We start from the raw sequence: 20,943 nt of genomic DNA on the forward strand, positions 1-20,943 counted from the left end.
AAACACCAACATAACACATTTGCTATAATTTATTTTAACTATGCATTTCATGGATTTTTTCACAACAGCTTTACAGTATTTCTCAACATTAGCATCATTTTAACGAATTCTTTCAAATAAATAAAACCAGGTGTCGTTCTTAAAATCAAATGGTCCCCCATGACCTAAGAAACCTACTTTATGCAACTTACATATCGCCTTTTTCCCCTGAGGGTACTATTGCTTTTGTCTGTAGTTTTACTACTGACACTTAATGTCTTTAGCTTTTATGGGATTTATACGCACAAATTTTACTTTCTGAAATTTGATAATTATATTTTTCCAATACTTTCTATTGTACATTTTACATATTTATACACTTTATGGAGCAAACGAAAACAACATCAAACTCCAGATATTTATATGAGAAACATCGAGTATACTTTGTATGTTATATACGCGATTTACCTATTTAAATTTATAGAGTCTATTTACCGACTAACGACTTATAATGATTTTGAAATAGCATTAATTCCGGAAACTTTTTTTCCAATTGGCTTAATACTCGTATTTCTTTATCTTTTTCTATTGACTATAACCATTATCACATTTAACTACCGAAGAAAAGTAATTGGAGCATTTGACTTTGAAGATTTAAATGATCATATAGATAATTGGAAAAAATAAAATGCTGAATAATTATAAAAAAAGCCTTCCATTTCTGGAAGGCTTTTTACTTTTACAAACCGCTTATAAAGCTACTATACAAATCTTTAAATTGGTAACCTTCTTCAAACCTATGTTTGTTAAGCTTTTTGTAAGCCACTAAACCCCAAAGCAATAATTCTTTTAAAAAGTAACTATCGTTCTTGTCAACGTTTGGTTGATGATCTTTTATAAGCTGATTTAATGCTGGTATTTCATCTAAAGCCCTTTTATACTCTTCATCAGTATAATCGTCTAACAACTCAAAACCTTCTCCTTGAAAAAACCAATGCAACAATTCGTCATAAGGTGTTTCCTCTCCCTTTTTTTCTAACTTATTAATTTTAGGAAAATAATTAGTAAACAGCGTCTTTACGGCATCATCAATTAGTATGGCAGCTACTCCATCGGCTCCTTCTTGTTCCCCTTCATAGACTAGTTCTATTTTACCAGTTATAGAAGGTATTACCCCTAAAAAATCACTTAATCTAACCATAGTGGCATCAGCACCAGTCAATAGTGCCCTACGTTCCGCTGTGCTTAATAAATTCTCAAAGGCAGTAATACTTGTTCTAGCACTTACTCCACTTTTAGCATCTACATATTCACTTTTACGTGCTTCAAAACTTATTTGTTCTAACAAATCTTTTGCCATATCTGGCACATAAACCGCGTTGGTTTGTCGAGAATCTAATTTAGACTCTTGCTCGGTTATTTTTCTTGCGGTTTCAATGGTATCAGGATAATGCGTTAAGATTTGAGATCCTATCCTGTCCTTTAACGGCGTTACGATACTTCCTCTATTGGTATAATCTTCAGGGTTAGCTGTAAAAACAAACTGTATATCTAAAGGCAATCGCAATTTAAATCCCCGAATTTGAATGTCACCTTCTTGTAAAATATTAAATAACGAAACTTGAATGCGCGCTTGTAAATCTGGCAATTCATTGATTACAAATATGCATCGATTAGCACGTGGAATCATTCCAAAATGGATTACACGATCATCGGCGTACGATAGTTTTAAATTTGCTGCTTTTATAGGATCTACATCACCAATTAAATCGGCTACAGTTACATCGGGAGTTGCTAATTTTTCAGAAAAACGGTCATCACGGTGTAGCCACGAAATAGGCGTTTTATCACCTTTCTCTTTTATTAACTCTATAGCAAAACGTGACATGGGCTTTAAAGGATCATCGTTAATTTCAGTGCCTTCCACAACAGGGATATATTCATCTAATAAATTAACCATTAGTCTTGCCAATCTAGTTTTTGCCTGCCCTCTTAACCCTAATAAGTTTATATTATGTCGAGATAAAATTGCTCTTTCTAGCTCTGGAATTACCGAATTTTCATATCCCCAAACCCCTGTGAAAGTTTCTTCACCACGTTTAATTTTTTCTCTAAGATTATCTCTTAACTCATCTTTTATAGATTTACTTAGGTAGCCAGCTTTTTTTAATTCTCCTAGTGTATTTATTTCTTTATAATTCAATTGCATATTTTTTATTTATAATGTTCTATTTGATTGAAGATTTCCTACTTCAATCGTTTTCTTCTATTTGATTCATAATCTTCGAAAATCATTTCTCCCAGTCCTTGCAGACCTGTAAAGAACGCTTTCCCTTTATTTGCTTCGGTAAAATGACGAATAAATTGCATTAAATAAGGGTCTTGAGCAATCATGAAAGTGGTTATTGGTATATGCAACTTACGGGCTTGGCGCGCCATATTGTAGCATTTTTCGACAATATAATCATCTAAACCAACGCTGTTCTTATAATAAGTACCATCTGGTAATCGCAAACAGCTCGGTTTTCCATCCGTAATCATAAAAATTTGCTTATTGGTATTTCGTTTTCTTCTAAGCATATCCATAGCCAACTGTAGTCCTGCTACTGTATTGGTATGATACGGTCCTACTTTTAAATAAGGTAAATCTTTTATAGGTATAGGCCAAGCATCATTACCAAACACCAAAATATCTAAAGTATCTTTTGGGTAACGGGTTGTAATTAACTCAGCAAGAGCCATTGCCACTTTTTTAGCAGGGGTAATTCTGTCTTCGCCGTACAATATCATACTATGACTAATATCTATCATTAGAATAGTACTCATTTGAGCCTTATACTGCGTATCCTCTACAACTAAATCTTCTTCATTTAATGAAAAATCACCTATACCATTACTGATTTGTGCGTTTTTAAGACTTTCCGTCATGGAAATATGTTCTAATCCATCGCCATAACGATATTCACGCAGTTCCCCTGTATGTTCATCACCTTGACCAGATTTTCCTGTTTTATGATTTCCTGATCCACTTCGCTTAAGCTTACCGAAAATTTGGTCTAAAGCGCGTTGCCTTATTATGCGTTCCATTTTAGCGGTTATTGACAGGTTACCACCTCCATTACCGCCATCTTCTTTATCACCTTCACCTCCACCATCTTTAAATTCTTCACGCAAAAAGCCTTTTGCTTTTAAATCTTCAATAAAATCGTCAATAGTGTAATTCTCGTCTGTAAGTTCATACTCCTTGTCCAATTCTCTCAACCAATCAAGTGCCTCGTCTACATCGCCAGATGTATGCGTGATAAGTTCTTGAAAAATATCAAAAAGTTTTTCATAAGGAGATTGTTCCGGTGCTTCATAGGTAGCAAAACGGAATCCTTTTCTTGTATTCATAGCCATACCTTAAAATTAAGATATTTAGAAATGAAAACATATCTTTTTAAGAAAAGTTAAGGGTTTATTGTACTTTTAATTATATGATTCTAGAGCAAATACAAGGTTTTATTAGCACACCCAAATTATGGGATGGTAAACTGCTTGGTGTTGAACAATTTGAGTTTCCTAGTATTAATTTACATGACTTTCAACTCAAACCAATACCTCAAAATATTAGATTGGGGCATCAGGTAGAATGTATTTTTCATCAACTTATAGCCCATTCTGAGCAGTATGAAATACTCCTTTTTAATCAGCTTATAAAAAATGAAAATAGAACTCTAGGTGAAATAGATTTCATACTAAAAGACACTAAAGAAAACGCACTTTTACATATTGAGCTCACCTATAAGTTTTATTTAATTGATGATTCTATACCTAATCCAATTTACCAATTAATTGGCCCAAATAAAAAAGATTCATTTATAGAAAAAATAAATAAAATTAAAAATCATCAATTTAAACTTTTACATAAGGAAGAAACATATAACTTATTAAAAAATAAATTAATAGATATAAACAAAATAACATCAAAAGTTTATTTTAAAGGGCAGTTATTTATTCCGTTTCATAAAAAAAATTGTTCAATTGGACCTTTTAACAGAGAGAGTATTTATGGCTTTTGGATTACTAAAATTGACTTTCAGAGCGTTTGCTTTTTAGATTTTGTATACTTTATCCCCACTAAAAAAGAATGGCTAGTTGCGCCACATAATCAAGTAAATTGGAAAAATTACGATGCGATTATTATTGATATTAATTCTCTGCATAGTAATTTCCAATCGCCAATGATTTGGCTAAAAAATTCTTTAAACCAAATTGAAAAAGCATTTATTGTTTGGTGGTAACAATATAAATTTAAAATGAACGTTAATTTGTAGTATTTAACTTACGAATATTACAAATGACTAAACTACTTCTTGCCTTATCCATGTTCTTATTTATTTCTAAATCCAACTCTGAAATCAAATGGGACGTCATTTATACAAATGCAACCTATGCGCTAAATCATTCTAAAAAAGCAATGAGTTCTAATAATTTTGATCATCAACGCTATTATTCTGAAAAGGCATTACTAGCCTATGATAAAATTGCTAATGATTTGAAAAATTATGATGACGAAGATTTAAAATTAAAAATAGCTGAAACAATAAACGATCTAGAACACGCCGTAGACGCACCAGATTGGGATCGTGGACGCTTTTACACTAAAAGAGTATACCAAAACACACAAGATTTCATCACCACATTAGATTTAATGTCTTTACAAACAGCTTCAGCGCAATAATTTTATCCATTCGCTAAAAATATTTATCCTACTAAATTAATAGATTAAAAAGAATTCCTTTAATTTGCCTTGATTAAATTAAAGGAATTTTGAACAAAAAAGTACCCCATATACTTATACTATTTGTTTTGCTCATTTGTGGTATAAAAAAATACTTACGCTCAAAAACATGTAGAAACTCAAAACGTACTTTGGACACGGTATTATTTAAAGGTAAAGCTTAATGATAATTATCAGATAAAAGAAGAAATTGACACCAGAAAATATTTGTTTCCTTGGCGGAAAAATTAATTTTTGACAAAAACACTAATCGAGCGAAAACTAACCCCTAATTGGAGTATTTCTACCGGAATGGCTTATTCTCAAATAGCCACACCTAACGACCCTGATAGCCCAATTACAGATAATATTTCAGAGTTACGTCCATTAATCGAACTTACTTATAATCAAAAACTTAGTTCCAAATTTATTTTAAATCATAGGTATTGGTCTGAGTTTAGATATTTTGAACAACCTGATAATACTTTTGATTTTAGTACTTGTCGCATGCGCTATAAAGTAGAATTGAATTATGTTCCAAATACTAAAATAACTTTTAAAGCTTTCGATGAAATTTTCTTAAATATTGGTGACCAAACTACAAACCTATTTGATCAAAACAGGTATGGCCTAAGTGCACAATATATGCCTTTGAAAAATTTAGGTTTTGAATTAGGTTATCTAAATTGGTACCAAAAAAGAGCCTCTGGAATTGATTTCTATAATCGACATTTAGTAAGATTAACAATCCACCAAACAATACATTTGAAAAAACAAAAAACCTAAAGCAAACATGCTTTAGGTTTTTTTAATATGATCTATTCTCGTATTTTAATTAGCAGTTAACTCGCGTGTTAACCAACCTCTTCTGTTTGCTGTTGCTATGGCATAAGGTGTTATCCAAAACAATCCAAAAGTAAATAGTATACTATAAGAATACGCCCAAAAGGCCTTAGAAACACTATACCTTTTAGCATAAAATAATACTGGAAATGTAGAGACAACTAATATACTTAACAAAGTAGAACTTAAAAATAGTATAGGATGCGATATAATGAAATATAGCATGAATAATAAAAATGGATAGGTCATTATAATCTTTAAAGCCTGGCTAATAAATAACAATCTTGGCCCAATTTTAGATTCTTTTCTAAAGTTAGCAAACACATACTTAGCCATAACAATATTCTCACGAACATTGCTTCTACCCCATCTGATAAACATTTTGTATAATCCTTTATATTTTTCAGGAACATTAGTGTAGGCATATGCATTTCTTTGAAACAAAACATGATACCCTTGTTTTAAGATCATGTTTGTCATTGCTCTATCTTCACCTATATCAGATGGTTGCCCCATAAATGTTTGATTAATCCATTCTGGAAGACATGCAAACACAGCCTCACTTCTATAAGCCGCTAGAGCACCAGGAGTACATAGAACAGTGTTTAATTGACTCTCCGCAGAACGTCTAAATTCAAAACTTAAAACAAAACTAACGTTTAGCATTTTAGGCAATACTGCATTTTGATTATTCAAAACCTGAATATTTCCTGCAACTGCGCCACATTTTTCATTAACTACGAACGGACTAACCAAATTTCGTAATGTGTCGGCATTAACAATAGAATCACTATCCACTGTTACAAATACTTCACCTGTACCAAGATTAAAGCCACGATATAAAGCATGACGTTTACCCATATTTTTTGGCTGTTGAAAAATAGTAACTCGGTCGCCTAGTATTTTTTTAGCCTCTTTCATCCAATACCAAGTATCATCTTTACTCCCGTCATCAACTGCTAATAATTGTAATTTATCCATTGGATAATCACTTTTAGCTAAACTCATTAATGTTGCCCAGACTTGTTTTCCTTCGTTATATGCAGGAACAATAACAGTCACTGTAGGCAGCGCTGCATCTGCAACGGACGCCACTGGTTTATATCTAAAATACAAGTATAAATTATATAGAAAAAAACCTCCTTTAAAAAGCAATAGCGCAAAACCTACATAAAGAAACACGCTACCCACAGAAGAATTAAGTCGGTCTAATCTAAGTTGATAAAAATCTTCTTGTAAAAAATATACAACAATTGCTGCTGTAATCATTAAAACAAATGAACCCACCATGATAGCTAGGCTCCAAGGATTCTTTACTTTGTCTTTTATTAAGACCTTTACACTATCTAGTGGACTAAACTCCCCATTTAAAGTTGCAAACTTACCATTCAGTGAATTGTAAAATTGCTTCAATGTTAATGTTGCTGTCTTCATTATTAATTTCATTTTTTGTTCTCGAGAGTTATATACGTATGTATTTGCGCTACAGTCTTTTTAGAAAACATTTTTTTACAAAAAAAATCCGAAAGACTTGATTTTCAAGATCTTTCGGATTTTTTAAATTCTAAAATTTATTAATGCCGCCCTTTTAAAACAGTTTCAATATCTTTTAAGGTAAAACCTTTTGCTTGTAACAATATCAAAAAATGAAAGAGTAAATCTGCACTTTCGTCTAAAAACAACTTATCATCATTATCTTTAGCTTCTATTACCACTTCCACAGCCTCCTCGCCTACTTTTTGCGCTACTTTATTAATCCCTTTTCTAAAAAGTGAAGCCACATAACTATCTTGATTTTCAGGATTATCCTTACGATCTTTTATAATAGCTTCTAATTCAGATAAAAAACCAAATGAACTAGAATTTTCTTCATTCCAGCAGGTATCCGATCCAGTATGACATGTAGGTCCGACTGGGTTTACTGTAATCAACAAAGTATCATTATCACAGTCATTTTTGATAGATACTAAATTTAAAAAATTCCCGCTTTCTTCACCTTTTGTCCATAAACGCTTTTTAGTACGACTATAAAAAGTAACTTTTTTAGTTTCTTGTGTTTTATCAAAAGCTTCTTGATTCATATACCCCAACATCAAAACATTTTTTGTTGTTGCATCTTGAATTATGGCTGGAATTAAACCGTCTGCATTTTTATCGAAATCTATTTTCATATTATCTTATATTCTAACAGGAATCCCGTTATTTTTTAATTCTTTTTTTAAATCTAGTATATCAATCTCTTTAAAGTGAAAAACACTAGCAGCCAACGCCGCATCCGCTTTACCTTCTTTAAAAGTATCTACAAAATGTTGCATATTTCCAGCCCCACCAGAAGCTATAATGGGAATATTTAATTCCGTTGATAATTTAGCTAAAGCTTCATTTGCAAAGCCATCTTTTGTGCCGTCATTATCCATAGAAGTAAACAGAATTTCTCCAGCTCCGCGCTGTTCCACCTCTTTCGCCCAATCAAACAAACGAATTTCTGTAGGTACCTTACCACCAACTAAATGTACAATCCATTCACCACCTATCTGCTTCGCATCAATAGCAACTACAATACATTGCGAGCCAAATTTTGCCGATAATTCATTAATTAAATCAGGATTTTTTACTGCTGAAGAATTAATAGACACTTTATCTGCCCCATTTTGCAATAAAATATCCACATCTTCAATTGACGAGATACCACCTCCAACAGTAAATGGAATATTTACTTTTTCTGCTACATGATATACTAAATTTGCTAAGGTTTTTCTCCTTTCCTCTGTTGCTGAAATATCTAAAAAAACCAACTCATCTGCTCCAGAATTAGCATAAATTTCAGCTAATTCAACCGGATCACCTGCATCGCGCAGATCCACAAAATTCACACCTTTAACAGTACGCCCGTTTTTAATATCTAAACAAGGAATTATACGTTTTGTTAGCATTCTGTTGTTTTAAGTATTTAAAATAAAATTTTCTAACTGTTTTAAACTTATTCTATTTTCATAGATAGCTTTCCCAATAATGGTTCCTTCACAACCTAATGCTGCCAACTTAGGCAATTCATCAAAAGTTGAAATGCCTCCCGAAGCAATTAAATTAATTCCTCCGCCATCAATTCCTTTTCCAGTTTGTGCTAATATTTTTTGATACAAGTTAAATGAAGGCCCTTGCAACATACCATCCTTACTGATATCTGTACAAATAACGAATACAATTCCGTTTTTTTGATATCCTTGAATGAATGGAATTAAATCTTCTTTAGAATCTTCTTGCCAACCCGATACTGCAATTTTTTCATTAAGAGCATCAGCTCCTAAAATAATTTTTTCAGCGCCGTAAGTTTCTATCCAACCTATGAAAGTTTCTCGATCTTTAACCGCAATACTGCCTCCTGTTATTTGCGAAGCTCCACTATCAAAAGCAATACGCAAATCTTCATTAGTTTTTAATCCTCCACCAAAATCGATTTTTAAAGTAGTTTGCGAGGCGATTTGCTCTAAAACTTTATGGTTTACAATGTGTTTAGATTTTGCACCGTCTAAATCTACCAGATGCAAATATTCTATGCCGTGGGCTTCAAACTCTTTTGCTACCTCTAATGGATTTTCATTGTATATCTTTTTAGTATCGTAATCGCCTTTTGAAAGTCGAACACACTTACCGTCTATAATATCAATTGCTGGAATTATTCGCATTATAATTTTATTTTATCAATGGACATCCAAAAATCTGAATCTCCTACTTTTTTAAATCCGTAACGCTCATACAAACTATGAGCATCTTTGGTTTTTAAAGCTACTGTTTTTACTGTTTTAATTATCTCATGGTTCATCATATAATCAACCAATTGTTTACCATAACCATTCCCTTGATATTCTGGAAAAATGATTACATCCATAAAATAGGCAAATAAGATTTGATCTGTAACTACCCGAGAAAATCCTATTTGATTTCCATTTTTATCATACAGTCCAAAACAGACTGAATTTTCAATGGTTGTTTTTACTTCATCAAGAGTTCTATCTTTACCCCAATAAGATTCAACACTTATGTATTGCTGAATTTTATGGATATCTAGTTTACTTTTCTCTGTAGAAATTACAACTGCCATTTTATTACATGTTTAAAAAATTCAAAAGAATTTTCTCTCCAACACTGCTACTTTTTTCAGGATGAAATTGTGTTCCGTAAAAATTATCTTTTTTCAAAGCTGCACTATAGGCTAGATCATATTCTGTTGTTGCAATAGTTTCTTCACATTTTGGTGCGTAAAAACTGTGTACTAAATAAATATATTCCTGTTCTGAAACCCCTTTGAATAAATCGGTTTTTAAATCTTTAATTTGATTCCAACCTATTTGTGGCACTTTCACTTTATCAGAAAACTTAATTACATCAACATCAAATATTCCAAGTCCTTTTGTTGCTCCTTCTTCTGTAGCTTTACACATTAATTGCATCCCCAAACAAATACCTAAAACAGGTTGTTTTAATTTAGGAATTAGTTGATCTAAACCACTAGCTTTTAGTTTTTGCATAGCACTACTTGCCTCGCCTACACCAGGAAAAATCACTTTATCAGCTGCTAGAATTTCGTTTACATCATCGGACAAAATCGCCTCAAAACCAATACGTTGTATTGCAAATTTTATACTCTGTATATTTCCTGCGCCGTAATTTATAATTACTATTTTCATTAGTCTTTTTTACAACATTCCTTTGGTTGATGGTAAAACCATTTTTTCCACATCACGTTTTACTGCCATTTTTATTGCCTTTGCAAATGCTTTAAAAATTGCCTCAATTTTATGATGCTCATTGATGCCTTCTGCTTTTATATTTAAATTAGCTTTTGCGCCATCACTAAACGATTTAAAAAAGTGCAAAAACATTTCTGTTGGCATATCACCCACTTTCTCACGATTAAATTCAGCATCCCAAACCAACCAATTTCTACCTCCAAAATCAATAGCTACTTGTGCCAGGCAATCATCCATAGGCAAACAAAATCCGTAACGTTCTATTCCTAATTTTGTTCCTAAAGCTTTATGAAAAACTTCTCCCAAAGCAATTGCAGTATCCTCTATCGTGTGGTGTTCATCGACTTCTAAATCACCATTAACTTTAATATCTAAATCCATTTGCCCATGACGCGCTAATTGATCTAACATATGATCAAAAAAAGCAAGACCAGTTTTTATGTTGCTTTTACCAGTGCCATCTAAGTTGACTTTAATTTTAATATCAGTTTCATTGGTTTTTCTGCTAATCTCAGAAACTCTATCCTTCAGTTTTAAAAACTCATAAATTTTCTCCCAATCATTGGTCTCAATATCAATATAAGTAGCTAATTCCTCTCTTTTTACTGTAATTTCTCCAGTACCCAAATTGGTTTCGTCGTTTATAAAAATACCTTTCGCTCCAAGATTCTTAGCCAATTCCATATCTGTTAACCGATCACCGATAACAAATGAGTTTGTTAAATCATAATCACCCGAAAAATACTCAGTTAATAAACCCGTACCTGGCTTTCGTGTATTGGCATTTTCATGAGGAAACGTACGATCTAAAAACACTTTATCGAATACCACACCTTCATTTTCAAAAGAATTCATGATAAAATTATGTACAGGCCAAAATGTTTCTTCAGGAAATGAATCCGTACCTAAACCATCTTGATTAGTAATCATCACCAGTTCATAATCTAATTCTTTGGCTATTTTACCCAAAAAGGTAAATGCTTTAGGATAGAAAGTCATTTTATCAAACGCATCAATTTGTTCATCAACGGTTTCTTTAATAATAGTCCCATCTCTATCTATAAAAAGTACTTTTTTCATGCTTATTGAATTTCTTTTAAAACTTGAATTAGTTTTTCATTTTCTTGTTTTGTACCTATAGTAAACCGTAAGGTATTTTCGCATAATGGTTGTGTTGTTCTATTTCTCACCACTATTCCCTTTTTTAAGAGTTGATTATATCTATTGGTCGCATTATCTACTTTAGCCAGAACAAAATTTGCATCAGTATCATAAACCTGAGTTACAAAATTTAATTGAAGTAATACTTTAGATAACATGTCTCTTTCTTTCAATATTTCAACTACTTCCGATTTAACTTTTTCTACATTTAAAATTCGTTCTAACGCCTTCTTTTGTGTAAGCTCATTTACATTATAGGGTGGCTTTATTTTATTTAGAATTTGTATTAATTCTTCCGAAGCAAAACAAATACCCAATCGTATACCCGCCATTCCGTATGCTTTTGATAGGGTCTGTGTGATAATTAAATTATTGAAATCACCTAATTTTTGCACCCAACTTTCTTCATTAGAAAAATCTATATAAGCCTCATCAATCACCACAATACCCTGAAAGTTCTTTAGAAGATGTAAAATTTTTCCCGATGAAAAACTGTTTGCTGTTGGATTATTAGGCGAACAAAGAAAAAGAAGTTTAGAATTTGCATCTGCAGCCTCCAGTATTTGTTCAATATTCGGCTGAAAATCATTAGTTAACAATACTTCTCGATTCTCAATATCATTAATTCCAGATAATACTTTATACATACCATAAGTTGGTGGAAGTGTAATAATATTATCTTCTTTAGGCTCACAAAAGGCCCTGAAAATAAGATCTAAAACTTCATCGCTGCCATTGCCAAAAAGAATATTGCTAGGTTTAACTCCTTTTTGTTGTGCCAAAACCTCTTTGAGACTTCGCTGTTGCGGATCTGGATATCTATTAACCCCATTTTCAAAAGGATTTTCATTAGCATCTAAAAACACCATTTCCGAACCATCAGAAACATATTCATCACGAGCTGAAGAATAAGGACTTAAGCCTTTTATATTCTCTCTAACCAGATTATTTATATCAACTCTATTCATTCTCCAAACTTTTTAATCTTAGCGTTACAGCATTTTTATGTGCCTGCAGCCCTTCTGCTTCAGCCATAATCTCAATAGCGCTCCCAATCTCTTGAATTCCTTTTTTAGATATTTTCTGAAAAGTCATGCTCTTCATAAAACTATCTAAATTCACGCCACTATATTGCTTAGCATAACCATTTGTTGGCAAGGTATGGTTAGTTCCAGAAGCATAATCACCAGCACTCTCAGGAGTGTAATTTCCAATAAAAACCGAACCTGCATTAACAATAGCATTTAAATAGGACTCTTCATTTTCTACACAAACAATATAATGTTCAGGTCCATACTCATTAATCAATTCTTGCGCGATTTGATCATCTTCAACAAAAATTAATTTACTATTATCTATAGCCTTTTGAGCAATTTCTTTACGTGGTAGATCTTGAATCTGAACAGAAATTTCTTGTTCCACGCTTTCAAGCATCACTTTAGATGTTGTCACTAAAATTACCTGACTATCAATTCCATGCTCTGCTTGACTTAATAAATCAGAAGCAACAAATGACGGATTGGCAGTATCATCCGCAACCACCAAAAGTTCGCTTGGTCCAGCTGGCATATCTATTGCTACACCATGTTTAGTAGCTATTTGTTTGGCAACTGTTACGTACTGATTACCTGGTCCAAAAATTTTGTACACCTGAGGAATACTTTCTGTACCAAAGGTCATCGCCGCAATAGCTTGAATACCACCAACTTTAAATATTTTAGTAACACCACATAGGTTTGCAGTGTACAAAATTGCAGGATGTATTTTACCTTCTTTATTCGGTGGAGAACATAACACAATTTCATTACAACCCGCAATATTAGCAGGTACCGCTAACATTAAAATCGTAGAAAATAATGGAGCAGTTCCTCCCGGAATATACAAACCTACTTTTTGAATAGGCCTTTTTACTTGCCAACAATCTACTCCTTTTGCTGTTTCAACGTGAATGCTTTTAGTTTGTTGAGCTACATGAAATTTTTCAATATTTTCTTTAGCTATTAAAATAGCTTCTTTCAACGCAACAGAAACTGCGGCATTTGCTTCTACAATTTCATCATCAGAAACTAATAAATCAGAAACAGTTACTCCATCAAATTTTTCGGTGTACTTAATTATTACTGCATCACCACCTTCTTTAACTTCTTTAAAAACTTGATCTACTGTAGCTTCAATATCAGCAACTGTTTTAGTGGGCCGTTCTAAAATAGTTTTCCAGTCTTCCTTTTTAGGATTATATATTTTGTTCATAGCAATTACTACTCAAATTTTTTAATCATGTGATACCCTAGCGGCTCAAATCCTTGTCGCTCCCAGAATTTCTTACCCTTTTCATTGTGAGCATAGCAATTAACCTCTGCTCCTATACAATCAATACTTTTGGCATAATTAAACAGCCAATTCATCATTAACTCCCCAACACCATCACTCCTATAGTCTGGTTCAACAAATACATTGTCAGGTTCTACGTGTTTGCCCGCATATAATTTATTCAAAACCCAAAATCCGCAAACACCAATTAATTTTTGAGCATCGTAAACACCAATACATTGGTATCCACCCATCGCCAGCATATCTCTTAATCTGCTTTTTAATACAGCCTCAGCTATTTTTCCTTGATTCAATTGAATAACTAAAGGTATTATTGTTTCCATTTGATCATAAGGAATCAAAGCAATTGTTAAATCAGTTTTCATGATGATACTTATAAAACCATTTTTTCAATTGGACACACTAAAATACCTTCGGCACCAGCTTGCTTCAATTCATCAATAACTTCCCAAAATTTATCTTTATTAATTACTGTATGCACAGAACTCCAACCTTCATCTGCTAATGGTAATACTGTTGGACTGCGCATTCCTGGTAGTAATTTTAAAATATCTTTTAGTTTATCATTTGGCGCATTTAACAATACATATTTAGATTGCCTTGCACGTAAAACTGCCTGAATTCTAAATTGCAATTTTTGCAGAATGGCTTTTCTCTCTTCGGAAATTTGAGGGGATACCGCTAAAACGGCCTCGCTTGTTAACATTACCTCTACCTCCTTTAAGTTATTCTTAAAAAGGGTACTACCACTTGAAACTATATCGCAAATAGCATCTGCAAGACCAATATTTGGTGCAATTTCTACAGATCCGGTAATTATATGTAAATCTGCCTTAACACCTTTAGAATCTAAATAATTTTTTACGGTATTTGGGTACGAAGTTGCAATACGCTTACCTTCAAAATCTTTAACAGATTCATACTTGACTGCTTTTGGCACCGCAAGGGACACCTTACATTTTGAAAATCCTAATTTTTCTGCAACAGAGATATCTTCCCCTTTCTCAATCAGCACGTTTTCGCCTATTATAGCAATGTCTACGACACCATCTCTTAAGTACTGAGGAATATCTCCGTTACGCAAGTAAAACACTTCCATAGGGAAATTTCGTGATGACGCCTTAAGCTGATCACGACCATTGTCTATTGAAATTCCACACTCTTTAAGAATCTCTATAGATTCTTCATTTAAACGTCCTGCTTTTTGAATCGCAATTCTAATTTTTGTCATTTTTTAATTTTGTTTGTGTCTGGCAATCAAGAGCTAAAAAATAAAACCCGTTTGATTGCTCAAACGGGTTTAAAATATGTTGTAACACTACAATACATTTCTACTTCGCTTGAGAGCAAAAATAAAAATGATGATGATGTGTTGTGTTATTTTTCATTACGATGTAAAAGTAAAATTATTTTTTAGCTTAAAAAACAAAAAAATGCTTTTTTAACAACTGAGCATCTATTCAGTTAATTCTTAACACTTTTAATTGTTTCCTAAAATCAATGGCAAACCAGAATCTCCACTACCTACAACCACAATTTTGGAATTAGGAGATTTAGCCAATTCTAAAGTTGCATCAATACCTTTGTCTTGTAAAATTTTATCCGTTAAAGAGGCACTTAAAATACGGTTTGCATCTGCTTTACCTTGCGCCTCGATGGTTACTTTCTCTGCTTCTTTCTTGGCTGTAACTAAACGGAACTCATATTCTAATGATTCTTGCTCTTGTCTAAGTTTACGTTCTATGGCTTCTTTAATGGTATTTGGAAGCGTAACATCTCTAACCAGCACCTCATTTAGTTGCACATTTTGTTTCTCAAGAATTAATTTTGTCTCTGCATAAATTTCATCCTGAATAGCATCTCTTTTACTAGAATACAATTGTTCTGGTGTATAACGACCAACTACACTCCTAGCTGCACTTCTAATAGCAGGCTTTATTACACGATCTAAATAATTTTCTCCTAATGATTGGTGCAACACGCCTAATTTAGCATAAACAGGCTCGTACCAAGCAGAAGCATCAATCTGAATCTCTAATCCATTAGAAGATAATACCTTCATTTGCTCGAACAATTCTTGTTGGCGTACTTCATAAATAAATACCTTGTTCCAAGGCGCTACAAAATGAAATCCTTCTCCCATAGGTGGTTCATCGATAACTACCCCGCCACCGAATTGCTTATATAATACACCAGCCTCACCAGAATCTATTGTTACTGTTGATTTAGAGATTAAAACAACTAAGAGTATTACTAAGAATACTGCCGGTAATACAATTTTTGGTAATTTATCCATTTCTATTTTTAATTTAAATTAATCCATTATATTTTCTAACAAACCATTCTATGGCAAGTGCCATGATTATGAAGGCTAAAAGAATTTTGTAATCTATCAAAGATACAACATTTTCAGTGCTCCTCTGTGTTGGCAGAAAACGCTTATCTTCCATTAATTTTGTTATTAATTCTTTAGTTTGGTCTGGATAATAAAATTCACCTTCAGTTATAGAAGCTAGGCGCGCAAGCTTTTCAGCATTTGTTGCTAAAAATTGTTGTTCTACATCGAAATCTAAAATGGTAAATTTTCCTGATTTTGTTAACTTGGAATTCGCAGTGCTCACCACAAAATTATAATCGCCTGCTTTCAAAGCACTCAAATCAGCCTCATAATAATTTCCTTTTAGCAACATTGGTATTTTCTTTTCACCGTTTAGGTCCAATAGTAATTGTGCTTTACTGTCAAAAACAAATCCCTCATTAAAATAAGTAGCGGTTACTTTAGCTACTCCAAGATTTTCATAAACCGACTGATACGCTACATTTAATCGACTCTTTTTTTCTTTATCTGCTAAATAGAATATGAGTTTACCAATAAAATCATCGAAGCTCTGAAAATTCTGACGACTTTTAAACGTAGACACACGCCATTTCCAAATATTCTCTCCTAGCAATACCGCTGTTTTGGAATTATTCATTTCTGTTACAGACAATAAAGGATTTTCTAATTGAACTCCTCTAATCGCCATGTTAAGCAATGCTTCATGGCTCCCTGAAAAACTAATACTTCCAGAATTACTAGATAACGGAGGAAACTCTTCAATATCAAACTCCGAAACGTCAAATTTAGAAAATGATGTATTTAGTGTCCCGAAAACTTCTTGCTCCGGAAATCCGGTTTCAATTTTAAATTGAGACTGTGCGGAATTCAAAAAATTTAAATCTGTTTGTAAACCGGCAACAATTAAGGAACTCGCTTTTTTATTTAAAATATAGTTAAAAACCTTATCAAAACTGCGATCTGGCTGATAACAAATAAACAAATCGATTTCCTCCAAGTTAGCAGCATCTGTATTAGGCTTTAAAATGGTAACCGAACGTTGTTCATTCGTTTCGATAGCTTTTTTTAATGCACCAATATCAGGATGTAAAATAGATGAAACTATAGCTACATTGGTTTTTTCATCAATTACTTCAACAGCAATAGTTTTAGAATTATTCTTAGTGTTTTTTTCATTTTTTAATGCTCCAACATTAACAACAATGTTCTTTAAACCTACCGTAGTAGCATCTAAAAAAGTACTAACTCGTTTTACTTTTTCAGTGCTAGAAAAATTAACCTGTTCTTGATATACTTTTTTTCCATTTATAGAAAGTACTAAAGGCGTAGTTATTGTATTACCTCCTTCATAATTCATATAAATCTCAATAGGAAACTTATTTTTTAAAAATGCATATTTGTTTGTATTAACTTGAGCAATTCTGACATCTTCATAACTTGTTGTATCGCCCACAGCAATAGTATATACAGGAAATTTTAGTTTGTCAGCATAAAATTCATAGTCCTGACCAACTGTTTGATTGCCATCTGAAACAAGTAGACCAACCGTATTGGTGCGCGCATAGATATTTGAAATATCATTAAATGCTTGAGTTATATCTGTACTTGAATCAAGATAATCCAAAGAATCTAATCGCTCTAGTCCCTTACCGAATTTGTAGTAGTTAATATTGAACCGATCCGTAATTGCTTTATAATTCTTTAATTGCTCAATTGTGTTTGACACAATTGCTTTAGATGACGCCATAGACGATGAATTATCTACCAAAACGATAAGATTGGTTTTTTCTATTTCATAGTCTTTTTTTACTAATTGAGGATTAATTAGCAATAGAAACAGCAAGAATAAAGCAATAAAACGCAAAAAAGAGAGTAAAACACTTAGTTTTCCTCTCTTTTTAGATTTATAATAATATTGAAAAAAAACTATTCCTAAAGCCACAAATGCAGCTAAAATAATAAGTAGAATAGTTTGTATTTGCATCTTTTAATTGCTTAGGTAAGCATACCACCATCAACATTTAAAACCTGACCTGTAACATATGCCGATAAATCGGAAGCAAAAAACAAACAAGCATTTGCAATATCTTCTGGGCTTCCACCTCTTTTTAATGGAATACCATCTCTCCATCCTTGAACCACTTTTTCATCTAATTTATCCGTCATTTCAGTTTCGATAAACCCTGGAGCAATAGCATTACATCTAATATTTCTAGATCCTAATTCTAAAGCAACAGATTTAGTAAAGCCGATCATTCCTGCTTTTGATGCCGCATAATTAGTTTGTCCAGCATTACCTTTAACACCAACTACACTACTCATATTAATAATCGAACCTTTTCGCTGTTTCAACATAGTGCGTTGTACCGCTTTAGTCATATTAAACACGGACTTTAAGTTGATTTCAATCACAGAATCAAAATCTTCCTCAGCCATACGCATTAATAGATTATCTTTTGTAATACCTGCATTGTTTATCAAGACATCTATAGTTCCCCCAAAATCTTCTAAAACTTTAGCCACAAGTGCTTCTGAATCGCTATAACTAGCGGCATTACTTTTGTATGCTTTTGCCTTAACACCTTTAGCTGTTAATTCTTTTTCTAAAGCGAGTGCCGGAGCTTCACTAGAACTATATGTAAATGCCACATTTGCACCATGATCCGCAAAAACTTGAGCAATTCCAGTTCCTATACCTCTACTTGCACCAGTAATAATTACGTTTTTACCTTCTAATAATTTCATTTTACTATTGTTTCATCAGTTGTTATTCAAATATAAGTTTTGTTTGATATATAGATACGTAAAATCCCGTTTAAACTGAAAAATAATTCAGAATAAACGGGATTTTTATCTATTTATAAGCTTAAAGAATTAATCGTTTAAAAATTAACCCATTACTTCTTTTACTTTTTTACCAATCTCAGCAGGAGAATCAACAACGTGTATTCCACATTCTCTCATGATTCGTTTTTTAGCCTGAGCAGTATCATCACTACCACCAACTATTGCACCAGCATGACCCATAGTTCTACCTGCAGGAGCGGTTTCACCAGCTATAAAACCAACAACTGGTTTTTTACTTCCACTTGCCTTATACCATCTTGCAGCATCTGGCTCTAATTGTCCGCCAATTTCTCCAATCATAACCACACACTTGGTTTCTGGATCGTTGATCAACATCTCAACCGCTTCTTTTGTAGTTGTTCCAATAATTGGATCACCACCAATACCAATTGCTGTAGTAATACCCAAACCTTGACGAACTACTTGGTCAGCAGCTTCATACGTTAAAGTACCCGATTTAGATACGATACCAACATTTCCTTTTTTGAAAACAAAACCTGGCATAATACCCACTTTAGCTTCACCTGGAGTAATTACACCTGGACAGTTAGGGCCTATTAAACGGCAATCCATATTCTTAATATAGTTTGATGCTTTTACCATATCGGCAACTGGAATTCCTTCAGTAATGGTAATTATCACTTTTATCCCTGCATTTGCAGCTTCCATAATAGCATCAGCAGCAAAAGCTGGCGGTACAAATATAATAGTCGTGTCTGCACCAACCTTTTCTACAGCTTCATGAACTGTATTAAAAACTGGTTTTCCTAAATGCTCTTGGCCACCTTTACCCGGAGTTACGCCTCCAACAATGTTAGTACCATATTCAATCATTTGCTCAGCATGGAAGGTACCTTCGCTACCAGTAAAACCTTGAACAATTATTTTGGAATCTTTATTGACTAAAACACTCATTTTATATCTATATTAATTTATTGCGCTGCAAAAATATACCTTTGAAAACAATTTATAAAGTATTTCTGCTTGTTATTTGTTATCTATCTTTTTTATTATATCTGGAATTTGTTTTACCCAGGCTAATTGCTTTAATTTTTCACGTGCTTCTTCTACGGGACTTCCAAAATAGGTCTTACCTCCTTCAAGTGACTTAGAAATTCCAGTCTGCGCTAAAACAATTGCTTTTTCTCCAATAGTTATTGCACTGGTGACCCCAACTTGTCCCCATAAAATAACCTCATTTTCAATAACCACACAACCTGCAATGCCGGTTTGCGAGGCAATTAAACATTTTTCACCAATAACTGTGTCATGCCCTACATGAACTTGATTATCGATTTTAGTGCCTTTTTTAACTCTTGTATCTCCCGTTACACCTTTATCCAGCGTACAAAGGGCTCCTATATCAACATTATCCTCTATTACTACGCGTCCGCCTGAAAGTAATTTATCATATCCTTCTGGTCTTTTCTTGTAATAGAATGCATCTGAACCCAACACTGTTCCAGCATGTATGGTAACATTATTACCTAAAACACAATTATCATAAATAGAAACGTTGGAATGGATAAAGCAATTATCTCCTATGACCACATTGTTTCCAATAAAAGCATTAGGTTGTATCACCGTATTTTTACCAATTTTTGCAGATGGCGCTATTGAAGCACTTGCCTTTTCAAAAGGTTTAAAAAAGTTCGTGAGTTTATTAAAATCTCTGAATGGATCATCAGAAATCAACAAAGCTTTGCCTTCTGGGCAATCTACTTTTTTATTGATTAAAACCGTAGTCGCTTTAGAATTTAATGCCTTATCATAATATTTAGGATGATCTACAAAAACGATATCTCCTGCTTCTACCACGTGAATTTCATTCATCCCCAAAACTTGAAAATTAGCATCGCCTACGAATTCTGATTGAATTATACTTGCGATCTGCTCTAGGCTATGCGGAATGGGAAACTTCATTTATACGT

22 protein-coding genes are annotated in these 20,943 nt (G+C 33.0%); 4 read left to right on the top strand and 18 right to left on the bottom strand.

All coding sequences use genetic code 11. From position 1 onward, the window contains the following. Positions 1 to 402 precede the first annotated feature (402 nt). On the top strand, positions 403 to 666 hold the full coding sequence (locus B8963_RS16105; RefSeq protein WP_234989663.1) for a hypothetical protein: 264 nt from the start codon (positions 403 to 405) through the stop codon (positions 664 to 666). Positions 667 to 718: 52 nt separating this feature from the next. Here the strand turns inward: B8963_RS16105 and B8963_RS12330 are convergent, their stop codons facing one another. Further along, positions 719 to 2,188, bottom strand: a complete 1,470-nt coding sequence (locus B8963_RS12330; protein ID WP_084061835.1) for a MoxR family ATPase — start codon at positions 2,186 to 2,188, stop codon at positions 719 to 721. A gap of 38 nt (positions 2,189 to 2,226) precedes the next feature. Then, entirely contained in the window at positions 2,227 to 3,378 is a 1,152-nt protein-coding gene (locus B8963_RS12335; protein ID WP_084061836.1) for a vWA domain-containing protein, read from the bottom strand. Between the two features lie 77 nt (positions 3,379 to 3,455). Between B8963_RS12335 and B8963_RS12340 the strand changes: the two genes are divergently transcribed. The 3 genes from B8963_RS12340 to B8963_RS12350 all read left to right on the top strand — a co-directional run bounded on the left by B8963_RS12340 (position 3,456) and on the right by B8963_RS12350 (position 5,527). Then, on the top strand, positions 3,456 to 4,262 hold the full coding sequence (locus B8963_RS12340) for a DUF1853 family protein (RefSeq protein ID WP_084061837.1): 807 nt from the start codon (positions 3,456 to 3,458) through the stop codon (positions 4,260 to 4,262). Positions 4,263 to 4,318: 56 nt separating this feature from the next. Next, complete coding sequence (locus tag B8963_RS12345; RefSeq protein WP_084061838.1) at positions 4,319 to 4,702, top strand: hypothetical protein; 384 nt, start codon at positions 4,319 to 4,321, stop codon at positions 4,700 to 4,702. Between the two features lie 294 nt (positions 4,703 to 4,996). Further along, on the top strand, positions 4,997 to 5,527 hold the full coding sequence (locus B8963_RS12350) for a DUF2490 domain-containing protein (protein ID WP_084061839.1): 531 nt from the start codon (positions 4,997 to 4,999) through the stop codon (positions 5,525 to 5,527). 45 nt (positions 5,528 to 5,572) lie between these two features. Here B8963_RS12350 and B8963_RS12355 read toward each other — a convergent pair whose 3' ends face one another. The 16 genes from B8963_RS12355 to B8963_RS12430 form a co-directional block, all read right to left on the bottom strand. After that, on the bottom strand, positions 5,573 to 7,018 hold the full coding sequence (locus tag B8963_RS12355) for a glycosyltransferase family 2 protein (RefSeq protein WP_084061840.1): 1,446 nt from the start codon (positions 7,016 to 7,018) through the stop codon (positions 5,573 to 5,575). A 140-nt stretch (positions 7,019 to 7,158) separates the two neighbouring features. Then, on the bottom strand, positions 7,159 to 7,755 hold the full coding sequence (hisIE, locus tag B8963_RS12360; protein WP_084061841.1) for a bifunctional phosphoribosyl-AMP cyclohydrolase/phosphoribosyl-ATP diphosphatase HisIE: 597 nt from the start codon (positions 7,753 to 7,755) through the stop codon (positions 7,159 to 7,161). Between the two features lie 6 nt (positions 7,756 to 7,761). Further along, positions 7,762 to 8,517: an imidazole glycerol phosphate synthase subunit HisF gene (hisF, locus tag B8963_RS12365; RefSeq protein WP_084061842.1), complete on the bottom strand. Its 756-nt coding sequence runs from the start codon at positions 8,515 to 8,517 to the stop codon at positions 7,762 to 7,764. 9 nt (positions 8,518 to 8,526) lie between these two features. Continuing rightward, a complete protein-coding gene (hisA, locus tag B8963_RS12370) occupies positions 8,527 to 9,270 on the bottom strand; it encodes a 1-(5-phosphoribosyl)-5-[(5-phosphoribosylamino)methylideneamino]imidazole-4-carboxamide isomerase (RefSeq protein WP_084061843.1) in 744 nt (247 codons plus the stop codon). Then, positions 9,270 to 9,686 (bottom strand): GNAT family N-acetyltransferase, encoded by a 417-nt coding sequence (locus B8963_RS12375; RefSeq protein WP_084061844.1) that lies wholly within the window; start codon positions 9,684 to 9,686, stop codon positions 9,270 to 9,272. The genes hisA and B8963_RS12375 overlap by 1 nt, the downstream gene beginning before the upstream one ends. Positions 9,687 to 9,690: 4 nt before the next feature. Beyond that, on the bottom strand, positions 9,691 to 10,272 hold the full coding sequence (gene hisH, locus B8963_RS12380; protein WP_084061845.1) for an imidazole glycerol phosphate synthase subunit HisH: 582 nt from the start codon (positions 10,270 to 10,272) through the stop codon (positions 9,691 to 9,693). Between the two features lie 9 nt (positions 10,273 to 10,281). After that, positions 10,282 to 11,415 carry a bifunctional histidinol-phosphatase/imidazoleglycerol-phosphate dehydratase HisB gene (gene hisB, locus B8963_RS12385; RefSeq protein WP_084061846.1) on the bottom strand — a complete coding sequence of 378 codons (1,134 nt, stop codon included), beginning with the start codon at positions 11,413 to 11,415 and terminating at the stop codon, positions 10,282 to 10,284. Positions 11,416 to 11,417: 2 nt separating this feature from the next. Beyond that, positions 11,418 to 12,464, bottom strand: coding sequence for a histidinol-phosphate transaminase (gene hisC, locus B8963_RS12390; protein ID WP_084061847.1), 1,047 nt, complete (start codon positions 12,462 to 12,464; stop codon positions 11,418 to 11,420). Further along, a complete protein-coding gene (hisD, locus tag B8963_RS12395) occupies positions 12,457 to 13,746 on the bottom strand; it encodes a histidinol dehydrogenase (protein WP_084061848.1) in 1,290 nt (429 codons plus the stop codon). The genes hisC and hisD overlap by 8 nt, the downstream gene beginning before the upstream one ends. Positions 13,747 to 13,754: 8 nt before the next feature. After that, entirely contained in the window at positions 13,755 to 14,192 is a 438-nt protein-coding gene (locus tag B8963_RS12400) for a GNAT family N-acetyltransferase (RefSeq protein ID WP_084061849.1), read from the bottom strand. A gap of 8 nt (positions 14,193 to 14,200) precedes the next feature. Then, on the bottom strand, positions 14,201 to 15,058 hold the full coding sequence (gene hisG / locus B8963_RS12405) for an ATP phosphoribosyltransferase (RefSeq protein WP_084061850.1): 858 nt from the start codon (positions 15,056 to 15,058) through the stop codon (positions 14,201 to 14,203). A 249-nt stretch (positions 15,059 to 15,307) separates the two neighbouring features. Next, complete coding sequence (locus tag B8963_RS12410) at positions 15,308 to 16,123, bottom strand: prohibitin family protein (RefSeq protein WP_084061851.1); 816 nt, start codon at positions 16,121 to 16,123, stop codon at positions 15,308 to 15,310. A gap of 13 nt (positions 16,124 to 16,136) precedes the next feature. Next, positions 16,137 to 18,149, bottom strand: a complete 2,013-nt coding sequence (locus tag B8963_RS12415; protein WP_084061852.1) for a vWA domain-containing protein — start codon at positions 18,147 to 18,149, stop codon at positions 16,137 to 16,139. Positions 18,150 to 18,160: 11 nt separating this feature from the next. Then, on the bottom strand, positions 18,161 to 18,910 hold the full coding sequence (fabG, locus tag B8963_RS12420; protein ID WP_084061853.1) for a 3-oxoacyl-[acyl-carrier-protein] reductase: 750 nt from the start codon (positions 18,908 to 18,910) through the stop codon (positions 18,161 to 18,163). 144 nt (positions 18,911 to 19,054) lie between these two features. Then, positions 19,055 to 19,927, bottom strand: coding sequence for a succinate--CoA ligase subunit alpha (sucD, locus tag B8963_RS12425; protein ID WP_084061854.1), 873 nt, complete (start codon positions 19,925 to 19,927; stop codon positions 19,055 to 19,057). Positions 19,928 to 19,999: 72 nt separating this feature from the next. Then, a complete protein-coding gene (locus tag B8963_RS12430; protein ID WP_084061855.1) occupies positions 20,000 to 20,935 on the bottom strand; it encodes a UDP-3-O-(3-hydroxymyristoyl)glucosamine N-acyltransferase in 936 nt (311 codons plus the stop codon). Positions 20,936 to 20,943: the final 8 nt, after the last annotated feature.

Source organism: Cellulophaga tyrosinoxydans (assembly GCF_900176415.1).
GTDB lineage: Bacteria > Bacteroidota > Bacteroidia > Flavobacteriales > Flavobacteriaceae > Cellulophaga > Cellulophaga tyrosinoxydans.